Annotated in this window: 11 protein-coding genes and 1 pseudogene; 7 read left to right on the top strand and 5 right to left on the bottom strand. The window is 46.9% G+C overall.

Annotation, left to right across the window (positions count from 1 at the left end; all coding sequences use genetic code 11):
* The first annotated feature begins 134 nt into the window (after positions 1–134).
* Both MARGE09_RS19845 and MARGE09_RS19850 read left to right on the top strand, forming a co-directional pair.
* The gene (locus MARGE09_RS19845; RefSeq protein ID WP_236984878.1) at positions 135–1,286 is read left to right on the top strand and encodes an exonuclease SbcCD subunit D; all 1,152 of its coding nucleotides are present in this window, start codon (positions 135–137) and stop codon (positions 1,284–1,286) included.
* 1 nt (position 1,287) lies between these two features.
* Positions 1,288–4,368 carry an AAA family ATPase gene (locus tag MARGE09_RS19850; RefSeq protein WP_236984879.1) on the top strand — a complete coding sequence of 1,027 codons (3,081 nt, stop codon included), beginning with the start codon at positions 1,288–1,290 and terminating at the stop codon, positions 4,366–4,368.
* Between the two features lie 2 nt (positions 4,369–4,370).
* Here MARGE09_RS19850 and MARGE09_RS19855 read toward each other — a convergent pair whose 3' ends face one another.
* Together MARGE09_RS19855 and MARGE09_RS19860 are read right to left on the bottom strand one after the other, a co-directional pair.
* Positions 4,371–5,054 carry a helix-turn-helix transcriptional regulator gene (locus tag MARGE09_RS19855; RefSeq protein WP_236984880.1) on the bottom strand — a complete coding sequence of 228 codons (684 nt, stop codon included), beginning with the start codon at positions 5,052–5,054 and terminating at the stop codon, positions 4,371–4,373.
* 29 nt (positions 5,055–5,083) lie between these two features.
* Entirely contained in the window at positions 5,084–5,413 is a 330-nt protein-coding gene (locus MARGE09_RS19860) for a hypothetical protein (protein WP_236984881.1), read from the bottom strand.
* A 294-nt stretch (positions 5,414–5,707) separates the two neighbouring features.
* Here MARGE09_RS19860 and MARGE09_RS19865 point away from each other — a divergent pair, with 294 nt between their 5' ends.
* The 3 genes and pseudogenes from MARGE09_RS19865 to MARGE09_RS19875 form a co-directional block, all read left to right on the top strand.
* A complete protein-coding gene (locus tag MARGE09_RS19865) occupies positions 5,708–6,361 on the top strand; it encodes a CPBP family intramembrane glutamic endopeptidase (RefSeq protein WP_236984882.1) in 654 nt (217 codons plus the stop codon).
* 54 nt (positions 6,362–6,415) lie between these two features.
* Complete coding sequence (locus MARGE09_RS19870) at positions 6,416–6,733, top strand: DUF3291 domain-containing protein (protein ID WP_236984883.1); 318 nt, start codon at positions 6,416–6,418, stop codon at positions 6,731–6,733.
* Between the two features lie 27 nt (positions 6,734–6,760).
* Positions 6,761–7,018, top strand: a pseudogene (locus MARGE09_RS19875) (DUF3291 domain-containing protein); the annotation flags it as partial.
* Positions 7,019–7,073: 55 nt separating this feature from the next.
* Here MARGE09_RS19875 and MARGE09_RS19880 read toward each other — a convergent pair.
* The 3 genes from MARGE09_RS19880 to MARGE09_RS19890 form a co-directional block, all read right to left on the bottom strand.
* A complete protein-coding gene (locus MARGE09_RS19880) occupies positions 7,074–8,453 on the bottom strand; it encodes a DUF1552 domain-containing protein (RefSeq protein ID WP_236984884.1) in 1,380 nt (459 codons plus the stop codon).
* Between the two features lie 12 nt (positions 8,454–8,465).
* Positions 8,466–11,303, bottom strand: a complete 2,838-nt coding sequence (locus MARGE09_RS19885) for a DUF1592 domain-containing protein (protein WP_236984885.1) — start codon at positions 11,301–11,303, stop codon at positions 8,466–8,468.
* Positions 11,304–11,946: 643 nt separating this feature from the next.
* Positions 11,947–13,296: a DEAD/DEAH box helicase gene (locus MARGE09_RS19890; RefSeq protein WP_236984886.1), complete on the bottom strand. Its 1,350-nt coding sequence runs from the start codon at positions 13,294–13,296 to the stop codon at positions 11,947–11,949.
* A gap of 335 nt (positions 13,297–13,631) precedes the next feature.
* On the opposite strand from MARGE09_RS19890, the gene MARGE09_RS19895 reads away from it, so the two are divergent.
* Both MARGE09_RS19895 and MARGE09_RS19900 read left to right on the top strand, forming a co-directional pair.
* Positions 13,632–14,075 (top strand): hypothetical protein, encoded by a 444-nt coding sequence (locus tag MARGE09_RS19895; RefSeq protein WP_236984887.1) that lies wholly within the window; start codon positions 13,632–13,634, stop codon positions 14,073–14,075.
* A gap of 444 nt (positions 14,076–14,519) precedes the next feature.
* Positions 14,520–17,882, top strand: coding sequence for a ligand-binding sensor domain-containing diguanylate cyclase (locus MARGE09_RS19900; RefSeq protein ID WP_236984888.1), 3,363 nt, complete (start codon positions 14,520–14,522; stop codon positions 17,880–17,882).
* Positions 17,883–17,903 lie beyond the last annotated feature (21 nt).

Consider the following 17,903-nt stretch of genomic DNA (forward strand, 5'->3'; position numbering starts at 1 on the left):
ACAATCCTAGCGCGACTAGAAGCCGAAAGATGTAAAACTTTGTAACTGCGGGCGCTAGACCATAATAATTACTCAAAATCACTCACTTGCTATGCCCGATCTCAACAGGTAGTGTCCTCACTTTTGGCACTGCTATGAAGTTTTTGCACACATCAGACTGGCATCTAGGCCGGCTTTTTCACAATGTTTCGCTACTCGAAGACCAAGCCCATGCCCTTTCGCAAATTATTGGGCTGGCCGTAGAGCACAATGTAGATGCCGTTTTAGTTGCCGGCGATATCTACGATCGCGCCGTACCGCCCGCAGGCGCCATAGCCCTCTTGGATGAAGCGCTGCATACCCTCAGTAGTGTGCATAACATCCCTGTCATATTGATTAGTGGCAATCACGATAGTGCAGAACGTCTCGCTTTTGGCGCGCGCCAATTAGCCAGCCAAAATGTGCATATCCTGCACCAATTAAAAGACAGCCAAAACCCCGTCACAGTCAAAAGTAAGCTCGGAGAATCGGCAGCTATTTACGGTATTCCCTACCATACACCCGAGCAAATACGCAGTGACTTTCAGCAACCTTGCTCCACATTTGATCAAGCCCAACGGTTTATGGTGGAACGCATTCAATCTCAGCCGACAACAGCTGATTTTCAAATTTTGATGAGCCACTGCTTTGTTGATGGCGCCGATGCTTGTGATTCCGAAAGGCCGCTATCCATTGGTGGCGCAGACCGCGTCTCAGCTAGCCCAATGGCCCATTTTGATTATGTTGCGCTCGGCCACTTGCACGGCCAGCAACAACGCGGTGCGGAACATATTCGCTACAGCGGCTCGCCATTAAAATACAGTTTTTCTGAAGAAAACCACCATAAAGCGGTCACCCTTGTCGAACTCCAAAAGGGGCAGCCTGCCAATAGCCAACAGCTTGCCATCAAACCGCTACGCAATATGCGCACGTTAGAAGGTAGCATCGACGCTTTAATCACTAATGCAAAAGACGACCCTCACAGTGAAGACTACCTCGCAATTACACTTACCGATCAGCACGCCATATTGGATGCTATGGCTAAGCTTCGCTGCGTTTACCCGAATGTATTACTCCTTGAAAAAACGTTTTTACAACGCGAACAGCAACTACCACAAAGTGGGCAACGCCTACAAAAAAATACCTTAGCAATGTTTCAAGATTTTTATCAAGAGCTACAAGGAACGGCATTGACGCAAGAGCAAGAACAATACCTAGAGCAAGTTCTAACAGATTTGAACAAACAGATATCTCAAGGAGACCAATAGCATGAAGCCGCTACAACTTTCACTGCAAGCTTTTGGCCCTTTTGCACAACAACAAACCTTAGACTTTTCACAACTTGGAGACTACCCGTTATTTTTGATTAACGGTGCTACTGGTGCCGGTAAAAGCACCCTACTGGACGCGATGTGCTTTGCGCTTTATGGCCAAACCAATGGAAAAGAGCGCGACGCTACACAAATGCGCTGCGACCATGCCGATCAAAACACCATAACCGAAGTCGATTTTATATTTTCAATAGGAACAGAGATCTATCGTGTGTACCGCATGCCAATGCAAGAGCGCGCCAAAGCACGGGGGGAAGGCACTACAACGCAACAAACAGAAGCTTCACTATGGCACATCGGTGCCACGCACAAGCCTATTGATAATACGTCCGATATTGAAGGCACATTAATTATCAGCAAAAGTGCACAGCAAGTGAACCAGAAAGTGATCGAATTACTGGGTTTAAATGTTGAGCAATTTCGACAGGTGATGATTCTACCGCAAGGTAAATTTCGCGAGTTTTTACTTGCAGATTCTAAACAGCGTGAAGACATATTTACCACACTTTTCCAAACAGAAATTTACACTCAACTGCAAGACCAGCTCACTAAAAATGCACGCCATACTGAAGCTCAATACGAAAAACTCAAGCTAGAACACAAGCTAGTATTAGAAAACGTTGAAGCCGAAGATAGCGATGCATTAACAATACGATTAACCCAGCAAAAAGAAATCACTCAAACAGCACTTGATACACTAGAAAAAAATAAAGCCCTACGCGATGCAAGCAACAACGCACTACAGCAAGCGGGCACACTGAATACACAACTTACGACACTAAAAAAATATCAAACAGAATATGCTGAGCTGTTAAGCCAGCAACCTGAAATAGAAACACTTGAACAGCAGCTTAAGCGCAGTTTATCGGCCAGTAAAATCAGCCACATCAAAGAAACCCTTAATGCACTAATTCAACAACAACAGCAGGCAGAACAAAACATTGCCAACCTAAATAGCAGTATTACAAACCAGTATACTGACGTTGCTAGTGCCACAGCTGAGCTAAAAAATGCTCAGCAAGCTGTAACTAAATCCGAACCCATTAGCGCTGAAATTTTTCGCCTACAACAGCTGCAACCCAACGTTGCCAACCTGCATAGCGCAACAGAGCAATACCATTTATTACTGCAAAAATATAACAATGCAAATGATCGCTTAAAAAACGAAACGTTAAATATTTCCAGCCACAAGGAGTCACTCGATGAAACAGAGAAAACACTAAAAGAATGGGAAAAAGTTAGCTATCAGCTACCTGCGCTTATAGCACACAGTGAAAAACAAAAAGTACGTATTCAGCAACGCTCTCAATGCTTAGCGCTGAGCAAAAAAATTGAATCAAATCAAGTCGTTATAACCCAACATGAAGGTAAACTTAGCGAATTAAAAGCGCAAGGCCTACAGCTAAAAGAGCAGCTCAACCAAATAGAATATCGTTGGCATACGCAACAAGCAGCGGTGCTTGCCGCAACCCTCAATAAAAACCATCCCTGCCCAGTATGCGGTAGTTTAGAGCACCCAATCCCTGCGCAACATGAATCAAAAGACCTTATTAATACCGATACCATTAACACCCAACGCGAACAGCTCGAAAAGCTACGAGCTAATTATGCTCAGCAACAAAACACACTCGCCCAGCTGAATGCACAGCAACAACAAACCCTAAAAGAAAAATCAGCTTTAGACGATCTAATAGGAATACCTGAGCACCCTCTAGAAGAAGAGCAAGAGCAATACGCAGCACAACTTTATGATATTCAAGGAATGAATCATCAGATTAATGACATCCCCAAGCTTCAACAGCAGATAAATTTACTACAGCAAAAAATTGCTGATGCTGAAACCTCCTTCAATACTGCGCAAGCACAATGCCACAGCCTAAACACTGAACTCGTTCGCGCCACAGAAAAAAAAGAACAGCTGGAGCAAGCGATTCCAGAAGACCTGCGAGATACCGCTACTTTACAGCAGCGCATTAATCAGCATCAAAAAATACTCGAAGATACCAAGGCTCACGAAGCGAGCTGTAAAAAAGCATTGGAGCTAGCACAACTACAACTCAACACACTTACCACTACACTGCAAGAACAAGAAAAAGGCTTTCAATCACTACGCCAACGAGTAACGCAAGAGACTCACAGCTGGCACGCTGCGCTAGAGCAAAATAGCTTTACTGATGAAGAAGTATTCAAGCAAGCGCAACGCAGTGAAGTGCAGCAAAAACAGCTAACAGAGCGCATTGATACGTACAATCAAAAAACACATCAGTTAGCAACGCTACTAAAAAACCAAGAATCTTTACTTGAAGGAAAATCAACTCCCGATATCGAAAAGCTTACCGAAGATTTTAAAGTTAGCGAGCAACGTTATAAAGTTCAGCAACATCAATGGCAGCAACATCAATCAAATCTAGAAAATTTAGTACGCGCGGATAAAAAGCTACAGGCTATTGCAAAACAACGGAAAAAAACTGACAAAGAATTTGAATTACTGGGCACTCTAGCCCATGTTGCCAATGGCAAAAACCCACAAAAAATTAGCCTGCAACGCTTTGTACTTGGCGTACTATTGGATGATGTACTCATTGAAGCCAGCCATCGGTTAATTAAAATGAGTAAAGGTCGCTATCGCCTTTTACGCAATAACGACCGCGCCAAAGGCAATCGCGCATCAGGCTTAGAATTATTAATTGAAGATAACTATACCGGCATTACTCGCAGCGCTGCGACACTATCGGGAGGGGAATCATTTTTAGCCGCACTAGCACTCGCCTTGGGGTTAAGCGATGTTGTACAAGCCTATGCCGGCGGCATAAAACTAGACGCACTATTTATTGATGAAGGCTTTGGTAGCCTAGATCAAGAAGCACTTGATCTAGCAATTGATACTTTAATGGAGCTGCAAAGTAGCGGGAAAATGATTGGTATTATTTCGCACGTGACAGAACTAAAAGCCCAAATGGCGTTGCAGGTAGAAATTATAAGCTCACCCAGCGGTAGCGCATTGAATATCAAATACTAAATTTATGAATGTTCACAGCTAGCCATATAATGCTCTAACGAGCATTCTTTACTATGCTCAAAATACTGATCTTGCAAATTCGCAGTCTCAATACGGTCCAACCGAAAGGCGCGGTAGGCTTGGCGTAGACAGCACCACGCAGCTAACGTCCAAACATTCCCCCAAAATAATAACCCTAACGGGTATACCAAACGCTGGCTAACCGCGCCTTTTGCATCGGTATACTTTATATCGGTTGTTATTTTCTTTTTAATGGCTTCTCTCAGTAAAGCGCTGGGGTTTTTGCTATCAATAAAATCAGGGAATACCGGAACCTTAAAAGGCAACGTATCGCCAATGTGTTTTAGCTCTGACGGTAATGCACCTACAATTTTATGCAGCGCACTTTGTGCCGCTAGGGATAACTGGCTATCACTCCAAGCTTTTACCATCTTAACGCCCAGCATTAGCGCCTCGACCTCATCGGCATCGAACATAAGAGGCGGTAAATTAACGGAACGGTGAATGCGGTAACCCACACCGGCCTCACCTTCAATAGGAATGCCAGAGGATTCTAATTTTTGAATATCGCGATAAATAGTTCGCAACGAAACGCCAAATTCATCCGCTAATTGTTGCGCTGTTAATACTGTACGGCGGTTGCGTAATAAATTAACTAACTGTAAAAGGCGTTCCGTTTGCTTCATATCAACTTAATCAATTTTTCAGTGAGGCGCTATTGCGGCGGGGTTTGGTGCATTTCTGGATACACTTGCGTGGCAATGTCCGCCTGCATACACACAACACTAGAAGGTTCAATACAGGCCATAAATGCCGTCATAAAAGGCTGGTCCATCACATTATCAGCAGCCCTAGCGGCTTCAGCGCAAGACCAATAGACACAATCGAGCCACTCACCGTCTGCCACTTGTGCTACCGAACGATATACAAAGCCCTCTGTGGCAAGCATATACGCATCTATTTGCGCGCTAACCACTAAAAAAGCATCTTTTCCTACTTCGGGCTTGGTTTTGAAGTGATAAGTTTTAACGATGTTATTCGACATACTAACTCCTTAATACTGAATGGTTTGAGCCCACAGCTTAATACGCACTACTGACACCTTATGTCAGTAGTGCGTATTAAGGGCATCTCTAAAAATGCACTTTTTCCGCGATAGCGGCGTCAGCTCCGTCCTCGAGTCCTCATTTACACCACGTAAACTGCGGCTCTCCGGGCGGTGCTTCCTTGCTCTCACACAAAAATTACTATTTTTAGAGGTGCCCTTAATTACGTAGTTCTACCCATTCCTCCTTTGCAAAGCCATCGTTACACTGCTTTTTTTGATAAGAGCTTCCCCATGCAAAGTCATTCGTTAACCAGCTTTGGGCAAGAGTTGACATACTTCAAACAGTTTTGTCAAAAGTACTACCGCGCCATTATCATTATTTGCGTGGCAACGGTTATGGTTGTTACCGAGAGATCCTCTTCAATTAGCTGGTTTCCCAGCACACATTACGAATCATTAATTTTGTATGGCCTAATACCCTTAGCACTGTTGATTAGCTTAGGATATCGCACGCCACATTCACTAGCCTTAAGTATTGGCCATTGGCGTTTCTGGCTACCCGCCAGCTTACTTTATCTAGCTATTGCTATACCGCTGGTTATTATCGGTACACAAAGCGCTAGCATAAATCATTACTACCAGAAGGAGGGTTTCGATTTTACCGCTCACGTCTATACAACCTGCATCTATTTATTGGGCTGGGAATACTTTTTTAGAGGTTTTTTATTGGCGGGCCTTAAAGAAAAGTTTAAAGAGGGCGCAATACTACTTCAACTGATTCCGTTTACATTATTGCATCTAGGCAAACCCGATATAGAAACGTTATCATGTATTTTGTCGGGCTTGGTGTGGGGCTATATTTGCTACAGGGGCAATAGTTTTTGGCCCGCATACTTTATGCACTTATGCGTCAACCTATGTACAGTATTACTCGTTAACGTATAAATATTTCTTGCTTAGCGCCGCAGCCATTATTTTTACAAAAAATGGAGCTTTCTTGTGTCAAGTCACTGCCTAGTACATGCCAATATTGCTTTAGCTAAATTCCCTTTTGACAGCCAACAAATGGCGAGCTTCTTTGAGCAGGTCGCGCGTATTAACCAAATTGGCTACGACACTAAAGGCTTTGTCGACGAACCCGAATTAATTGATAAAGGCAGCTGCTTCAACCTAAAAACCGCAGTTAAATCACGAAAGTATTCACAATCGCTTACCGCACCTGACCTCCGCTCAATCGAGCTCATGACCAATAAGGTGACTACGTCAATTGAGCGAAACCCAGTCACGGCAATCGCTCACGAATCTTTTCCGCGCTGAACTGCGGTTTTTAGGTTCAACGAACCCCACTTATTAAATGTAACGCGCTGGCAGTCTATTGATGCACTTAAAAACTTTACCTACCGAAGCGACCACGCTACCGTAATGCAGGCACGCAAGCAGTGGTTTTTACCGCAAGAAGGCGCTAAATACGTATTATTTTGGCTACCGCCCAGTCAGTGCCCAACCGAAGAGATGATCGCAAAGCGTATCGCAAAAATCACACACGAAGGCCCAACTGCGCAAGCGTTCGATTTTAAAACTCCATACCCTACACCACCATAAATTGGTGCAAAAAAAACCCAGCGCATGGCCGGGTTTTTCGAGTGAACTTAAATGCTTAGCGCGGCTGCGCGCCACCACGCCAACCGGCAAAAATATCACCTTCTTTGTTAGGCATTTCAAAGCTGTTATAGCCAGCCACTTGGCGAATAGTATCCAGCACATCGGTGTGGTTGATACTCGGGTGCTGGAAGCCATCACCAATCACTTTTACCGTACCATGCGGTGAATTTTTCCAGTCTAGCGAACGACCCGTCACCAAGCCCACGTTATTATTCACACCACTGGCTAGGAACATCGGTATGCGCCAATGGTCGTGCGCATTGCCATGTCCCAAGTCAGAAACAGCCACAATAACAGTGTTATCCAGCAAGCTGCCGTTTACATCCGGCGTATTCGCGAGCTTTTTAATAAAGTTAGCAACTTCAGCCATCCACCATTTTTTAGACGATGTGTGCAGCGCTGGCGAGCCATGCGATGCATCGTGATCGCCCACACCAGAGCCAGGCACTTTAACTGGTGAAACAGAAACACCATAACTAAAGGCCATTGTCTTAGTAATGCCACACGATAAAGCGGCAACGGCAATATCTTGCTGTAGCTGCGAGGCCATCGGCAGGATGTCAGTTTGCGACCATGCCTCGTCAGTATCGTTACTGTTAAAGGTAGGCGCATCGCTAATATCAGGAATAATATTACATGCTTGCGCCATCATGTCTGAACCGCCATCGGCGAAGCTGGCCTCAAGTACAGACAAAGCTTCAGCGTGTTGCTGCAAGCGTTCGCGCTGGCCATCGAGGTTACCAATTTGGCTTTGAATACGCGCCAAGTCGTTTTTCGCAGCCGATAACATTTGCGTTTCAACACCGCCAGTACCTGCGCCTGCGTTAGGGCCGCCAGGCACTGCACCTGCAGCACCAAATAAGCGAGGGTAAACAATGCGCGGGTCACAAGCAGAATCGAGCGTGGTGCCGCCATCGTGGCTAATGCGCTTGTTGGCATCGTTGCCCCACATGGTGCCCACCCCCATTTGAACAGAAGGCACGGTAATACCGTTGCTAGCACGATTGGCCCAGTCTTCTTTGCCCATTAAAACATCAATAGACGAATGCGGGTCGTTTGCACCTAAGCGCCCTGTTAAACACTTAGCACAGCCACCTTCGTGCGTATTAGCCGCACCGGCGTATGCAATACCATCGATAAATACAAGGTTGTTATACACGCTTTGCAACGGTGCCGTCATACCCGGCAGCGAGCTACTACCCGCGTTAGGGAAGAACGAGTCGCCATCGGCCCCATTGGGGTGAAACAAAAAGATCGTACGCACGGGTGCAGTACCATTTTGCGCCATGGCATTTCTAGCTAACAAACAAGCTAATGGGTTAGCAGCTGTAAGCGAGCCGGCGGCAATTGCTTTAAATAAACTACGTCGTTTCATTACCGTATTCTCCTATTGGCGCTGCATAAAGTTTTGTGAAGCGACAATTTCGACCCACAAGTCTTTTAAAGATTTTTCCGCTGGATTCCAGCGCGCTACCGTATTTGCAATGGTGCAACTATCAGGCTTAGCTTCGCCGTCCATCATGCGCTGGAACTGTTCAGCCACACAAGAAGATGCCGACTGCATAGCACCTGTCGATAAAATGTCGGACAAATCTTGAAGGTTGCTAAACACGTGCGTATCAGGGTCTGTCATACGATACAAACCAGAGATAGAACCGGAGGCATCAACAGCCGCGCCGTTGGCTTCTGAGGTACGGTATGCACCCACGGCATCGTAATTCTCAAAGGCAAAGCCAACTTCATCAATAAACTGGTGACACGAAGCACAGGTCTCGTTTTCTGAGTGCGCGGTAAAACGCTCACGCGTTGGTTTAGAAGGGTCAAAAGGCTCAACCTCGCCCACATTAGCCGGTGGTACACCGAACTCTTGGCACAACAAGTTGTTGCGAACCAATAAACCGCGCTTAATCGGATGAGACTCGTCAAATTTAGAGTTTCGCGCTAATACCGCACCTAAGCGCAAAACACCACCGCGCTGGCTACCGGCAGCAATTTTAGTCATTTGGTTGCCCGCGCCATTCAAGCCGTAGAAGCTCGCCAATGTATTGTTTGCAAACACCTGATCCCAATTGAGGAAGTCACTAATATTGTAGCCGTCGGCTAGCAACATTTCCTGCAAGAACATTTCTAGCTCTTGGTCCATTGCTTGCGCAACTTGCCCATTAAACGTAGGGAATAACTGTGGATCGCGATCAATATCTGCAACCGGGGCAATATGCAACCACTGGCGACCAAAGTGAACAAACTGCTTCTTGGCGCGCTCGTCGGCAACCAAGCTATCTACCGCTTGACGAATTTGCGCAGTATTGCCCAGTGAATTGCTCGCGGCTTTATCCAGTAACGCAGCATCAGGGGTAGAGCCCCAGAAGGTATACGCCAACAAAGCAGCGACTTCATATTGCGTTAAACGACCATTCGACCCAATTTCAGAGCGGTATAAAAAGTTAGGCGAGATCAACATGGCTTGCACAACATTGCGCGCACCGTCTTCATCATTAGCGCCCGCCTCAAAAATGGCTGTGTAGTCGTCCATTTCGTCGTTAATCAGTGGGCGGCGGAAAGCCATACGGCCAAACTTGCTAACAAAACAAGCACCCATATTTTGCTGATTACAGTTATTCGTCGATAACCAAGGCGTAACATTGGCAACTTCAGCAATCGCTTGCGCAGCGGCCCAATAACCATCTAGGCGCGTTGAAGTCACAGCACTCGCATAAGCGTTATTATCAAACCCTTTTACTTCGGTATCAGAACCAATAGTACGGGCCAAGGTTTCCGCATCGTTGCGGCCAAACAGATCGTTAATCGTATTAACATACTCGAACTTGGTTAACCCCCGTACGCGACGTGGCAAAACTGCCTCGCCATCATCACATGACACTTTCGGGCGAATAGACCACAAGTACTCAGCGACCGCAGTGGCACAATTACCAACACACTGCTGCCAAGCATTCGGGTTAACCTCAGACAAAGGCATAGTGTCGTTAATTTTCTTGGTTAGGGTCTCTAAAGAGTAGTTTTCAAACACAATTGGCTGCGACTCTTGCAGGCCATCGTTACCGTGACAGGCCAAGCAACCAAAATCTTTATAAGCCTGCTGACCGTCGTATTCGATATCGGAGTTGCCGCCGCCGTTATCCAGCTTGCTGGCCATATCAAAGAAATAAGCCGATATATTGTCTGAACAGGTTTGATCACACGCAGTTTCGCTATTATTCGGCGGCATATCAGTGAAGATGTAGTTTGCCAGCGCAGTTTGCGGTGAACCGTAATAAGCATTGGCATTGATAATACGTGGGTGGAATGCACCTGGCGCCTGCGCCGTAGTCTCATCAAACTCGCCATGACAAAGCGCACAGTTGTTATTCCACAAGGTGCGGCCATCACTAACATTGCCAAAAGTAGGGCCAGCAGGGCTCGAACTTGAGGCCGCAACAGAGCTTGAACTCACAACAGAGCTACTGCTTACCGGCGCCATAGAAGAGCTAGAAACAGGGTTGTTGCCACCAGAGGTTTTATAAACACGCAAACCCGACAAGGTTGCGAAGTTTTCAGAAGCGCCAAATTCAATGGTTAACTTACCGTCGTTAACGGCAATATCGTCAAAAACCATGTCGTATGCTTTTTCGCGGCCAATCACCTGAAATAGGTTCACGCCAGTAGCAACGGTTTGGTTTTCGATATCCACATTAAGTACGCGAACATTCTGCTGGCCATCGGCCCAGTGCTCGGCGAATAGCGCAACAACCGAATAGGTTCCCGTCGGTACGGGCAAATCAAAGGTAAACATGCCGTAACGGTGAGACTGGTAAATAGTGTCGTCATCCGTTTCGGCAATGGCCACTGGGCTATTAGCCACGCCGTTAGTTTGGCCCGATGTTGTCATGTAACCTGCAGGCTCTGCTTCGTACACTGTGCCATCTACACCCTCGTAGCGCTCGCCCGCCACGTTAAAGGCGTATTGCAATTGCGGAGCAGCAGCCACAGAACTGGAGCTTTGCACCGGTGCGCTACTGGTAGGAGTTGTAGCAATACTACTCGCACTGGAAATCACCACGTCAGAGCCAGAATCGCCATCAACGGGATCTGTGCCGCCGCCACAACCGGCAACAGCAAATGCCAACACAGAAGAAAGTCCTAGATATTTGACTTTACTCCGTAGCGAATTCGCCGTGTAGGCTTCTGTAACATTCCGGCAGTAATGCCGGGTCAGTGCTTTTTTCATAAGGTCCATGCCTCTATAACGCAAGCAATCTCACATTGCTCATTGGGGATGACTCAGGTCGCGCTAGCAAACTGCCAACAAACCAAATTAACTATCTCCAACAATTGTAAAGTGCCACCTTTAAATACGCGTTAACGCGATCACATTCCTCAGCGAAAATATTTCCACAACACTTTTTTTGCCAACAAGCACACAATTAATTAACGCCAAAAAAATGGCACACCTAAAAAATACCCCGCTACACACTTTTATTTTTTAACAAAAAATTGTTGAGCATTAAAAATACTTATTCGCTCATGAATAAAAATTTACCGTCCGTCATAAAAAAACACCAGAATGTCACCGGTGACATAAAAAGACATTTATAATTATTAAATTATAAAAAATTAAAAACACTTAAAGAAAAGCGCAAGAACTCATTCTTACACTTAAATAACAACACCAAAAAACAAACTAACGGCTTATAAAAAAACCGAAATAACATCAAAAATAATTACAAAAAAAATATAAAAGTTAATACAAAAATCCAAATTAAATATAAATACAGCATGTATTTATATTTTGAACAATAAAATCCTGGGTAAATTTAAAGCAAAAAAAAGCCAGCTATTAAGCTGGCTTTTTAATAATGCATTGCTAAAAACTATGCGCGATTACCGCCGCCGGAGCGCCCTGCTGAATTGCCTCTGGCAGGCCGAGCTCCGCCTGGGCGCCCACTGCGTGCGCCACCTGGGTTACCGCCACTACGGCTACGGGCAGGCGGTTTGCCTCCTGGGGCGCGCTGCCCATCCACATGCTGCTTGGGCTTTTTTGGCTTTTTCGGCTTGTGCGCACGCGGGGTTGGCGATGGCGGCACTTCGTGAACCGGCTCAAAACCACCCACGTAATCACGCTCGATAATCTTGCCAATAACCCGCTCAATATCCACCAGTTGGGTAATTTCATCTGCGCTCACAAGCGATACCGCCTTGCCCGAAGCACCCGCCCGCCCGGTGCGCCCAATACGGTGGACATAATCTTCCGGCACATTCGGCAAATCAAAGTTAACCACTTGCGGCAACTGGTCAATATCCAAGCCCCGTGCGGCAATATCGGTAGCCACAAGAATGCGAATTTTCCCCTGCTTAAATTCTGCCAAAGCACGCGTACGCGCCCCCTGGCTTTTATTGCCGTGAATGGCCGCCGCTGTAATACCTGCGGCATCTAGCTGCTTGGTTAGCTTATTGGCACCGTGTTTTGTACGGCTAAAAACTAGCGCTTGCTGCCAATCGCCGTCTTTAATTAAGTAAGTCAGCAACGCCGCTTTTTTGGCCTTATCCACAGGGTGAATCAATTGCGTTACAGCCGCAGCGGTAGAATTTTTTGGCGTTACAGAAACTTGTACAGGGTTTTTCACCAAGCTTTTCGCGAGCTCACGAATCTCATCCGAAAACGTTGCCGAGAACATTAGCGTTTGGCGCTCGGTGGGTAAAAAACGCAGAATTTTACGAATATCGTGAATAAACCCCATATCCAGCATGCGATCAGCTTCATCGAATACCAGCACTTCTAGTTGGCTAAATTTCACCGCATTTTGCTGGTACAAATCTAACAAGCGCCCAGGCGTTGCCACCAAAACATCTGCCCCGCGACGCAAGCGCATCATTTGCGGGTTTACCTTTACGCCACCAAAAACAACAGCAGAACTTAATGGCAAGTGCGTCGAATAAGCTTGGACGTTATCGGCCACTTGCGCAGCGAGCTCACGCGTTGGCGTTAAGATAAGCGCACGCACTTGATTCGCGCTCGCTTTTTGCCCCAAAGACAGGCGATGTAAAATAGGAAGCGTAAAGCCCGCTGTCTTACCGGTGCCGGTTTGTGCTGCCGCCATTACATCGCGGCCTTCTAAAATTGGGGGGATTGCCTGCGCCTGAATCGGCGACGGCGTTGTATAACCTTGCTCAGTAACAGCCTGTAAAATGGCTGCGTCTAAACCTAAGTCTTCAAATTGCATAAAATGTGTCACGTATAAAACGATAAATAACCATGCGGTATACGCACAGCCTTTATAAAGAGCCTAACGGCCGGGAGAGCAAAACAGATAAGCTGGAACTCGCAGCGCCAACCCTGCAGGGTTTAGCATCGCGCTGTAACAATACAACGGATTGCTCGGGAGAATTGCGCGCAGCTTACCTTAAGCCCTCACAATAGGCCACGACTAAGCGACGAATATCCTCAAGTACCGCTTTCACGCAAGAAAGCGCACAATACCCGCCTCACGTACTATTAAGCAGCCAAGCTTCACTTACCTTTACACCGAAGAGAAGCCCCTAAGCCGACAAAAACACCATGAGCTACCAAACACTAGACACCCTTGCAGACCTTTACGTACCGCTTTTATTTTTGTTAATGCTTATAAGTGTTGCGAGCAAACTTAAGCAACCCACGGTTGCGCTTAAAGAATTTTGCAGCATTTTATTATTGGCAGGCATTGCTTACGGGATGATGTTTGCCGATAGCGCGCAAAGCCTTTGGTCGCAACGCGGTTGGGATTACAGCACCCATACCGCTACCGCAGCGGCATGCGTATGGTATTTATTTTGGCTTCACAAAGGGCGGCGAACCTTGGGCGGACTATTCCAGCACAAAGCCGTGTATGTATTTTGGCCGCTTTCTCTAATTGCCTACCTCGCACTTATGCGCTACCAGCAATACCATTCTTGGCCAGACATGCTATCAACCTTGCTCGCCGTTTTACCGATTTACTGCATTCATTACTGGGCCACTCGCTAAGCGCACTTGTAAATGCTCATAAATAAAGCGCGAGTATTCTATTTATGCCCAAATACTAGTATAAATTACCCTTCTAATAACGCTTTTTTAGCCCAGCAAAAACCACCGCATTTACAGCATTAAAAAGTACTTCTTCGGATCGTATTTATGGGCAAATAGACCTAATAGGAATTCCCCCAGCGTTAAAATTTGCCTAAAAAACCGCCGAAAATCGCACTTAGCCCTACTTTTGTCGCAGGAGATGAACTAGCCATAAGAATAAATGGGGAGCATAATTGCCATACTTTAGAGCTAGTGGTAAGGAGCTCGCCCTGCATTCACAGATTAAAGCTTAAGGGCATCTTGAATAAATTGATTGGCTGGCCGGTGCTGCTGCACCCCATGGAATTGCACTTTGCTCACCACAGATTCACCACTTACTCCCGGTTTATGGAGTAACAAAGTATGAAGCCCTTACCATTCATACACTGCTTTTTTCGCCTGCTTTTGAGCTGCACGTTATTTACCGCGCTCTACTGCCCTGGTGCACATGCTAAACAGAATATTCTGCCGCAGCTTAAGTTCTCGCATATTGCGCAGAACGAGCTAGAAAGCATGGGCCACATTAACGACATTGCCCAAGATGCCGAAGGTTATATCTGGTTTGCTGCCGCCAAGGGTTTAGCCCGCTACAACGGCTACGAATTACAGCCCTTTCGGCACCGCTCTGGGCAACCAGGCTTGCCTTCTAACTGGGTAGAGCGCCTTTTAATTACTCAAAACGGCCAGCTATGGCTAACCACCCGCGAAGGCTATTGTCGCTACGACACACCGATGGAGCAATTCGATTGCAGCAAAATCACCATCACGACCCTTAACGAAAACCCCAGCTACGATTACTTATTCGAAGATAGCAAGCAACAACTTTGGCTAAGCAGTAGCGAAGGCTTGTTTATTATCGATCGCACCACCCTAGAGCCAAAACGCGTAGAAGACCCTTGGCTAAAAGCACATAGTCACAATGGCGACCACGTAGTCACTGCCATAGTCGAGGATACTCAAGGCCGTTTGTGGCTAGGGCATAGGGACGCAGGGCTAAGCCGGTACAACCCAACAACAGGCGAAGGCCTTAACTGGCAACAAGGAGAAGCAGGTCTAACCAGCAACAAAGTGCGCACCTTAACCCTCGATAATCACGAACGTTTGTGGGTCGGCACCCAAGGCGCAGGCATCGCCTTATTTGATATCAACACTAAAACCGCCCGCCCGTTTATACATAACGCATCAGAAAAGTCGGACTCGGTTTGGGACATACTTCAAGACCGCCGCGGCCTGATTTGGATTGGCGATGGCACCGGCGTGCACGTGGTATCGCCCATCGACCTATCCGTCGAAAGCCATCATTACCAAGAGGGTAAACCCCTCTCGCCGGGCAACTTTGTGGTTCGCAGCTTATTTGAAGATAAAAATGGCGGGATTTGGATAGGCTACTTCCCCAGCGGCATCGACCTTGTCGACGAACAAGGCTCGCAATTTGTGACTTACCGTCACGACCCACGTGACAATAGCTCACTGCCCGACGGCGGTGTATTAACCACCCTTGAAGATAAAAAAGGCAATTTGTGGGTAGGTGCCGGTTTTGGCTTGGGCTACCTCAACCGAGCACACAATACCTTTAGCCATTATGCACACGATCCAAACGACCCTACTAGTTTGTCTGGAAGCACTATATTGGACATGGTCTATGGGCAAGATGGTGAAATCTGGCTAGGCATATGGGATCGCGGGTTAAATCGGCGCGACCCCAAAACCGGAGAATTTCGACACTACTTACCAGAACCCAACAACCCCAACTCTTTGCTGGGCCGCGAACCTTGGGCATTACTGTTTGATAGTCAAAACCGCTTGTGGATTGCCACCGAAAAAGGCGTCAATCGCTACCGCCCAGAAACCGACGATTTCCAGCACTACCTGCCTAACGACATTAACGGCGTTAAAACCACTTCGCTTTACACCCGCGGCCTTTACGAGGACAAACAAGGCAAGCTTTGGGTCGCCTCTTTTGGTGGTCTTTTTCAGCTAGACCCAGAAACAGGGGACTTTACCCCCTATCTACACGATACCGATAACCCCGAAAGCATTAGCTCTAACATGGTGTCTTGCTTATTTGAGGACTCACATGGGCGACTTTGGGTCGGCACCGATGGTGCAGGCGTTAACCTTTTTGATCGCCAAACCGGCCGCTTTATCCGCTTTGGTGAAGCCGATGGCCTACCCGACCTATCCGTCAGCAGTATTCTGGAAGACCCGTCGGGGCAAATTTGGCTGGCCACCTATCAGGGGCTTGCGGTATTAGACCCCACCCGCGGGATCACCAACCATTACACGCGCGGCCATGGTCTGCCGGGTAACCTTTTTAACCGCAATTCGGGCTCACGCTTAAAAACCGGCGAGCTTGCCTTTGGCAGCTCCGAGGGCTTGGTGATTTTCCGGCCGTCGCAACTCATTTCCAACTGGCTGCCGCCTGCACTAGTACTCAGTGATTTTCGCGTTTTTAACCGCTCAATTGAAGCCGGCGACGAAACGGGTATTTTGACCAAAGACATCAACCACACATCACACATCACGCTAACACATGATCAATCTGTCTTTTCTGTTAGCTTTGCGGCGCTCGATTATCGCTCGCCAGAAGATAATAGCTACGCCTACCGTTTACTTGGCTTTGAAAAAGAATGGAACTGGGTTGATACACAACGCGGCGCGACCTACACCAACCTCGACGCAGGGGAATACGAGCTAGAAATTAAAGCCGCCAACAGCGCCGGCATTTGGAACAACGAATCCAAAAAACTGCACATAACCGTAACCCCGCCTATTTGGTTAACGCCTTGGGCCAAGGTTTTTTACGTTATATCTTTGATTGGGTTATTGCTGCGTTTTTATTTTGAACAACGCGCCCGCTTAGAAAGCGCTCGCCTAAAATTAAAAAGCGAGCGCGAGCTTGTTACTAAACTGCGTGAAGTCGAGCGCATGAAAGACAACATTAATCGCGAGCTGGACCAAAAAGTAGCCCAGCGAACCTTAGAATTAAACCGCGAAAAAGAACTGCTACTTGAAGCCCACGAACAGCTTGCGGCTTTAAACGAAAAACTCGAATCCATGACGGTAACCGACCAGCTCACCGGCCTCAATAACCGCCGCTATCTCGACCAGTTTATTCATGAAGATATTGCATTAGTCCAGCGCCAATTTGCACAAGGTATTCCTACAGAAAACACCTCGGGGTTGGTGTTCGTGATTCTTGACCTCGACGACTTCAAGTCGGTAAACGATACCTACGGCCACGATGCTGGCGATAAGATACTTGTGCAATTTGCCGATGTGCTGCGCACTGTGCTACGCCAATCGGATTACATCGTACGCTGGGGCGGGGAAGAATTTGTGATAGTGATGCGCCACCTAAAACGCGAAGATGTCGAATTATCTGTCGAGCGATTGCGAACCGCCATTGCCGAAACGCCTTTTGATATTGGCCGTGCCGAGCCGCTCTACAAAACAGCTTCTATTGGTTTTGCTGCATACCCCTTTCACCCGATGTACATCGATGCGCTTAGCTGGGAGCAAGTTATTGGCATTGCAGACCGCGCCTTATACTGTACTAAGCGCTCCGGTAAAAATGGCTGGATTGGCATTTCCTCCAAAAACATGCAGTGCCGCAAAGGCGAAGTTGTCGACCTCGCTTACGAAGAGCATCTGCTGCAGCAACTAGAAAGTGGCCAATTGAATATCGCCACTAATTTAAAAAAGACCCCACTAGAATGGCGCTAATAAAGGCGCCGCTTTTGTGAT

Origin of the sequence: Marinagarivorans cellulosilyticus (assembly GCF_021655555.1) — a bacterium.
GTDB lineage: Bacteria > Pseudomonadota > Gammaproteobacteria > Pseudomonadales > Cellvibrionaceae > Marinagarivorans > Marinagarivorans cellulosilyticus.

Bases quoted from the DNA above. Each gene is read 5' to 3' on its own strand.
- MARGE09_RS19885 (WP_236984885.1), bottom strand. From the start codon at position 11,303: ATGAAAAAAGCACTGACCCGGCATTACTGCCGGAATGTTACAGAAGCC.
- MARGE09_RS19865 (WP_236984882.1), top strand. From the start codon at position 5,708: ATGCAAAGTCATTCGTTAACCAGCTTTGGGCAAGAGTTGACATACTTC.
- MARGE09_RS19850 (WP_236984879.1), top strand. From the start codon at position 1,288: ATGAAGCCGCTACAACTTTCACTGCAAGCTTTTGGCCCTTTTGCACAA.
- MARGE09_RS19860 (WP_236984881.1), bottom strand. From the start codon at position 5,413: ATGTCGAATAACATCGTTAAAACTTATCACTTCAAAACCAAGCCCGAA.
- MARGE09_RS19895 (WP_236984887.1), top strand. From the start codon at position 13,632: ATGAGCTACCAAACACTAGACACCCTTGCAGACCTTTACGTACCGCTT.
- MARGE09_RS19880 (WP_236984884.1), bottom strand. From the start codon at position 8,453: ATGAAACGACGTAGTTTATTTAAAGCAATTGCCGCCGGCTCGCTTACA.
- MARGE09_RS19845 (WP_236984878.1), top strand. From the start codon at position 135: ATGAAGTTTTTGCACACATCAGACTGGCATCTAGGCCGGCTTTTTCAC.
- MARGE09_RS19890 (WP_236984886.1), bottom strand. From the start codon at position 13,296: ATGCAATTTGAAGACTTAGGTTTAGACGCAGCCATTTTACAGGCTGTT.
- MARGE09_RS19900 (WP_236984888.1), top strand. From the start codon at position 14,520: ATGAAGCCCTTACCATTCATACACTGCTTTTTTCGCCTGCTTTTGAGC.
- MARGE09_RS19855 (WP_236984880.1), bottom strand. From the start codon at position 5,054: ATGAAGCAAACGGAACGCCTTTTACAGTTAGTTAATTTATTACGCAAC.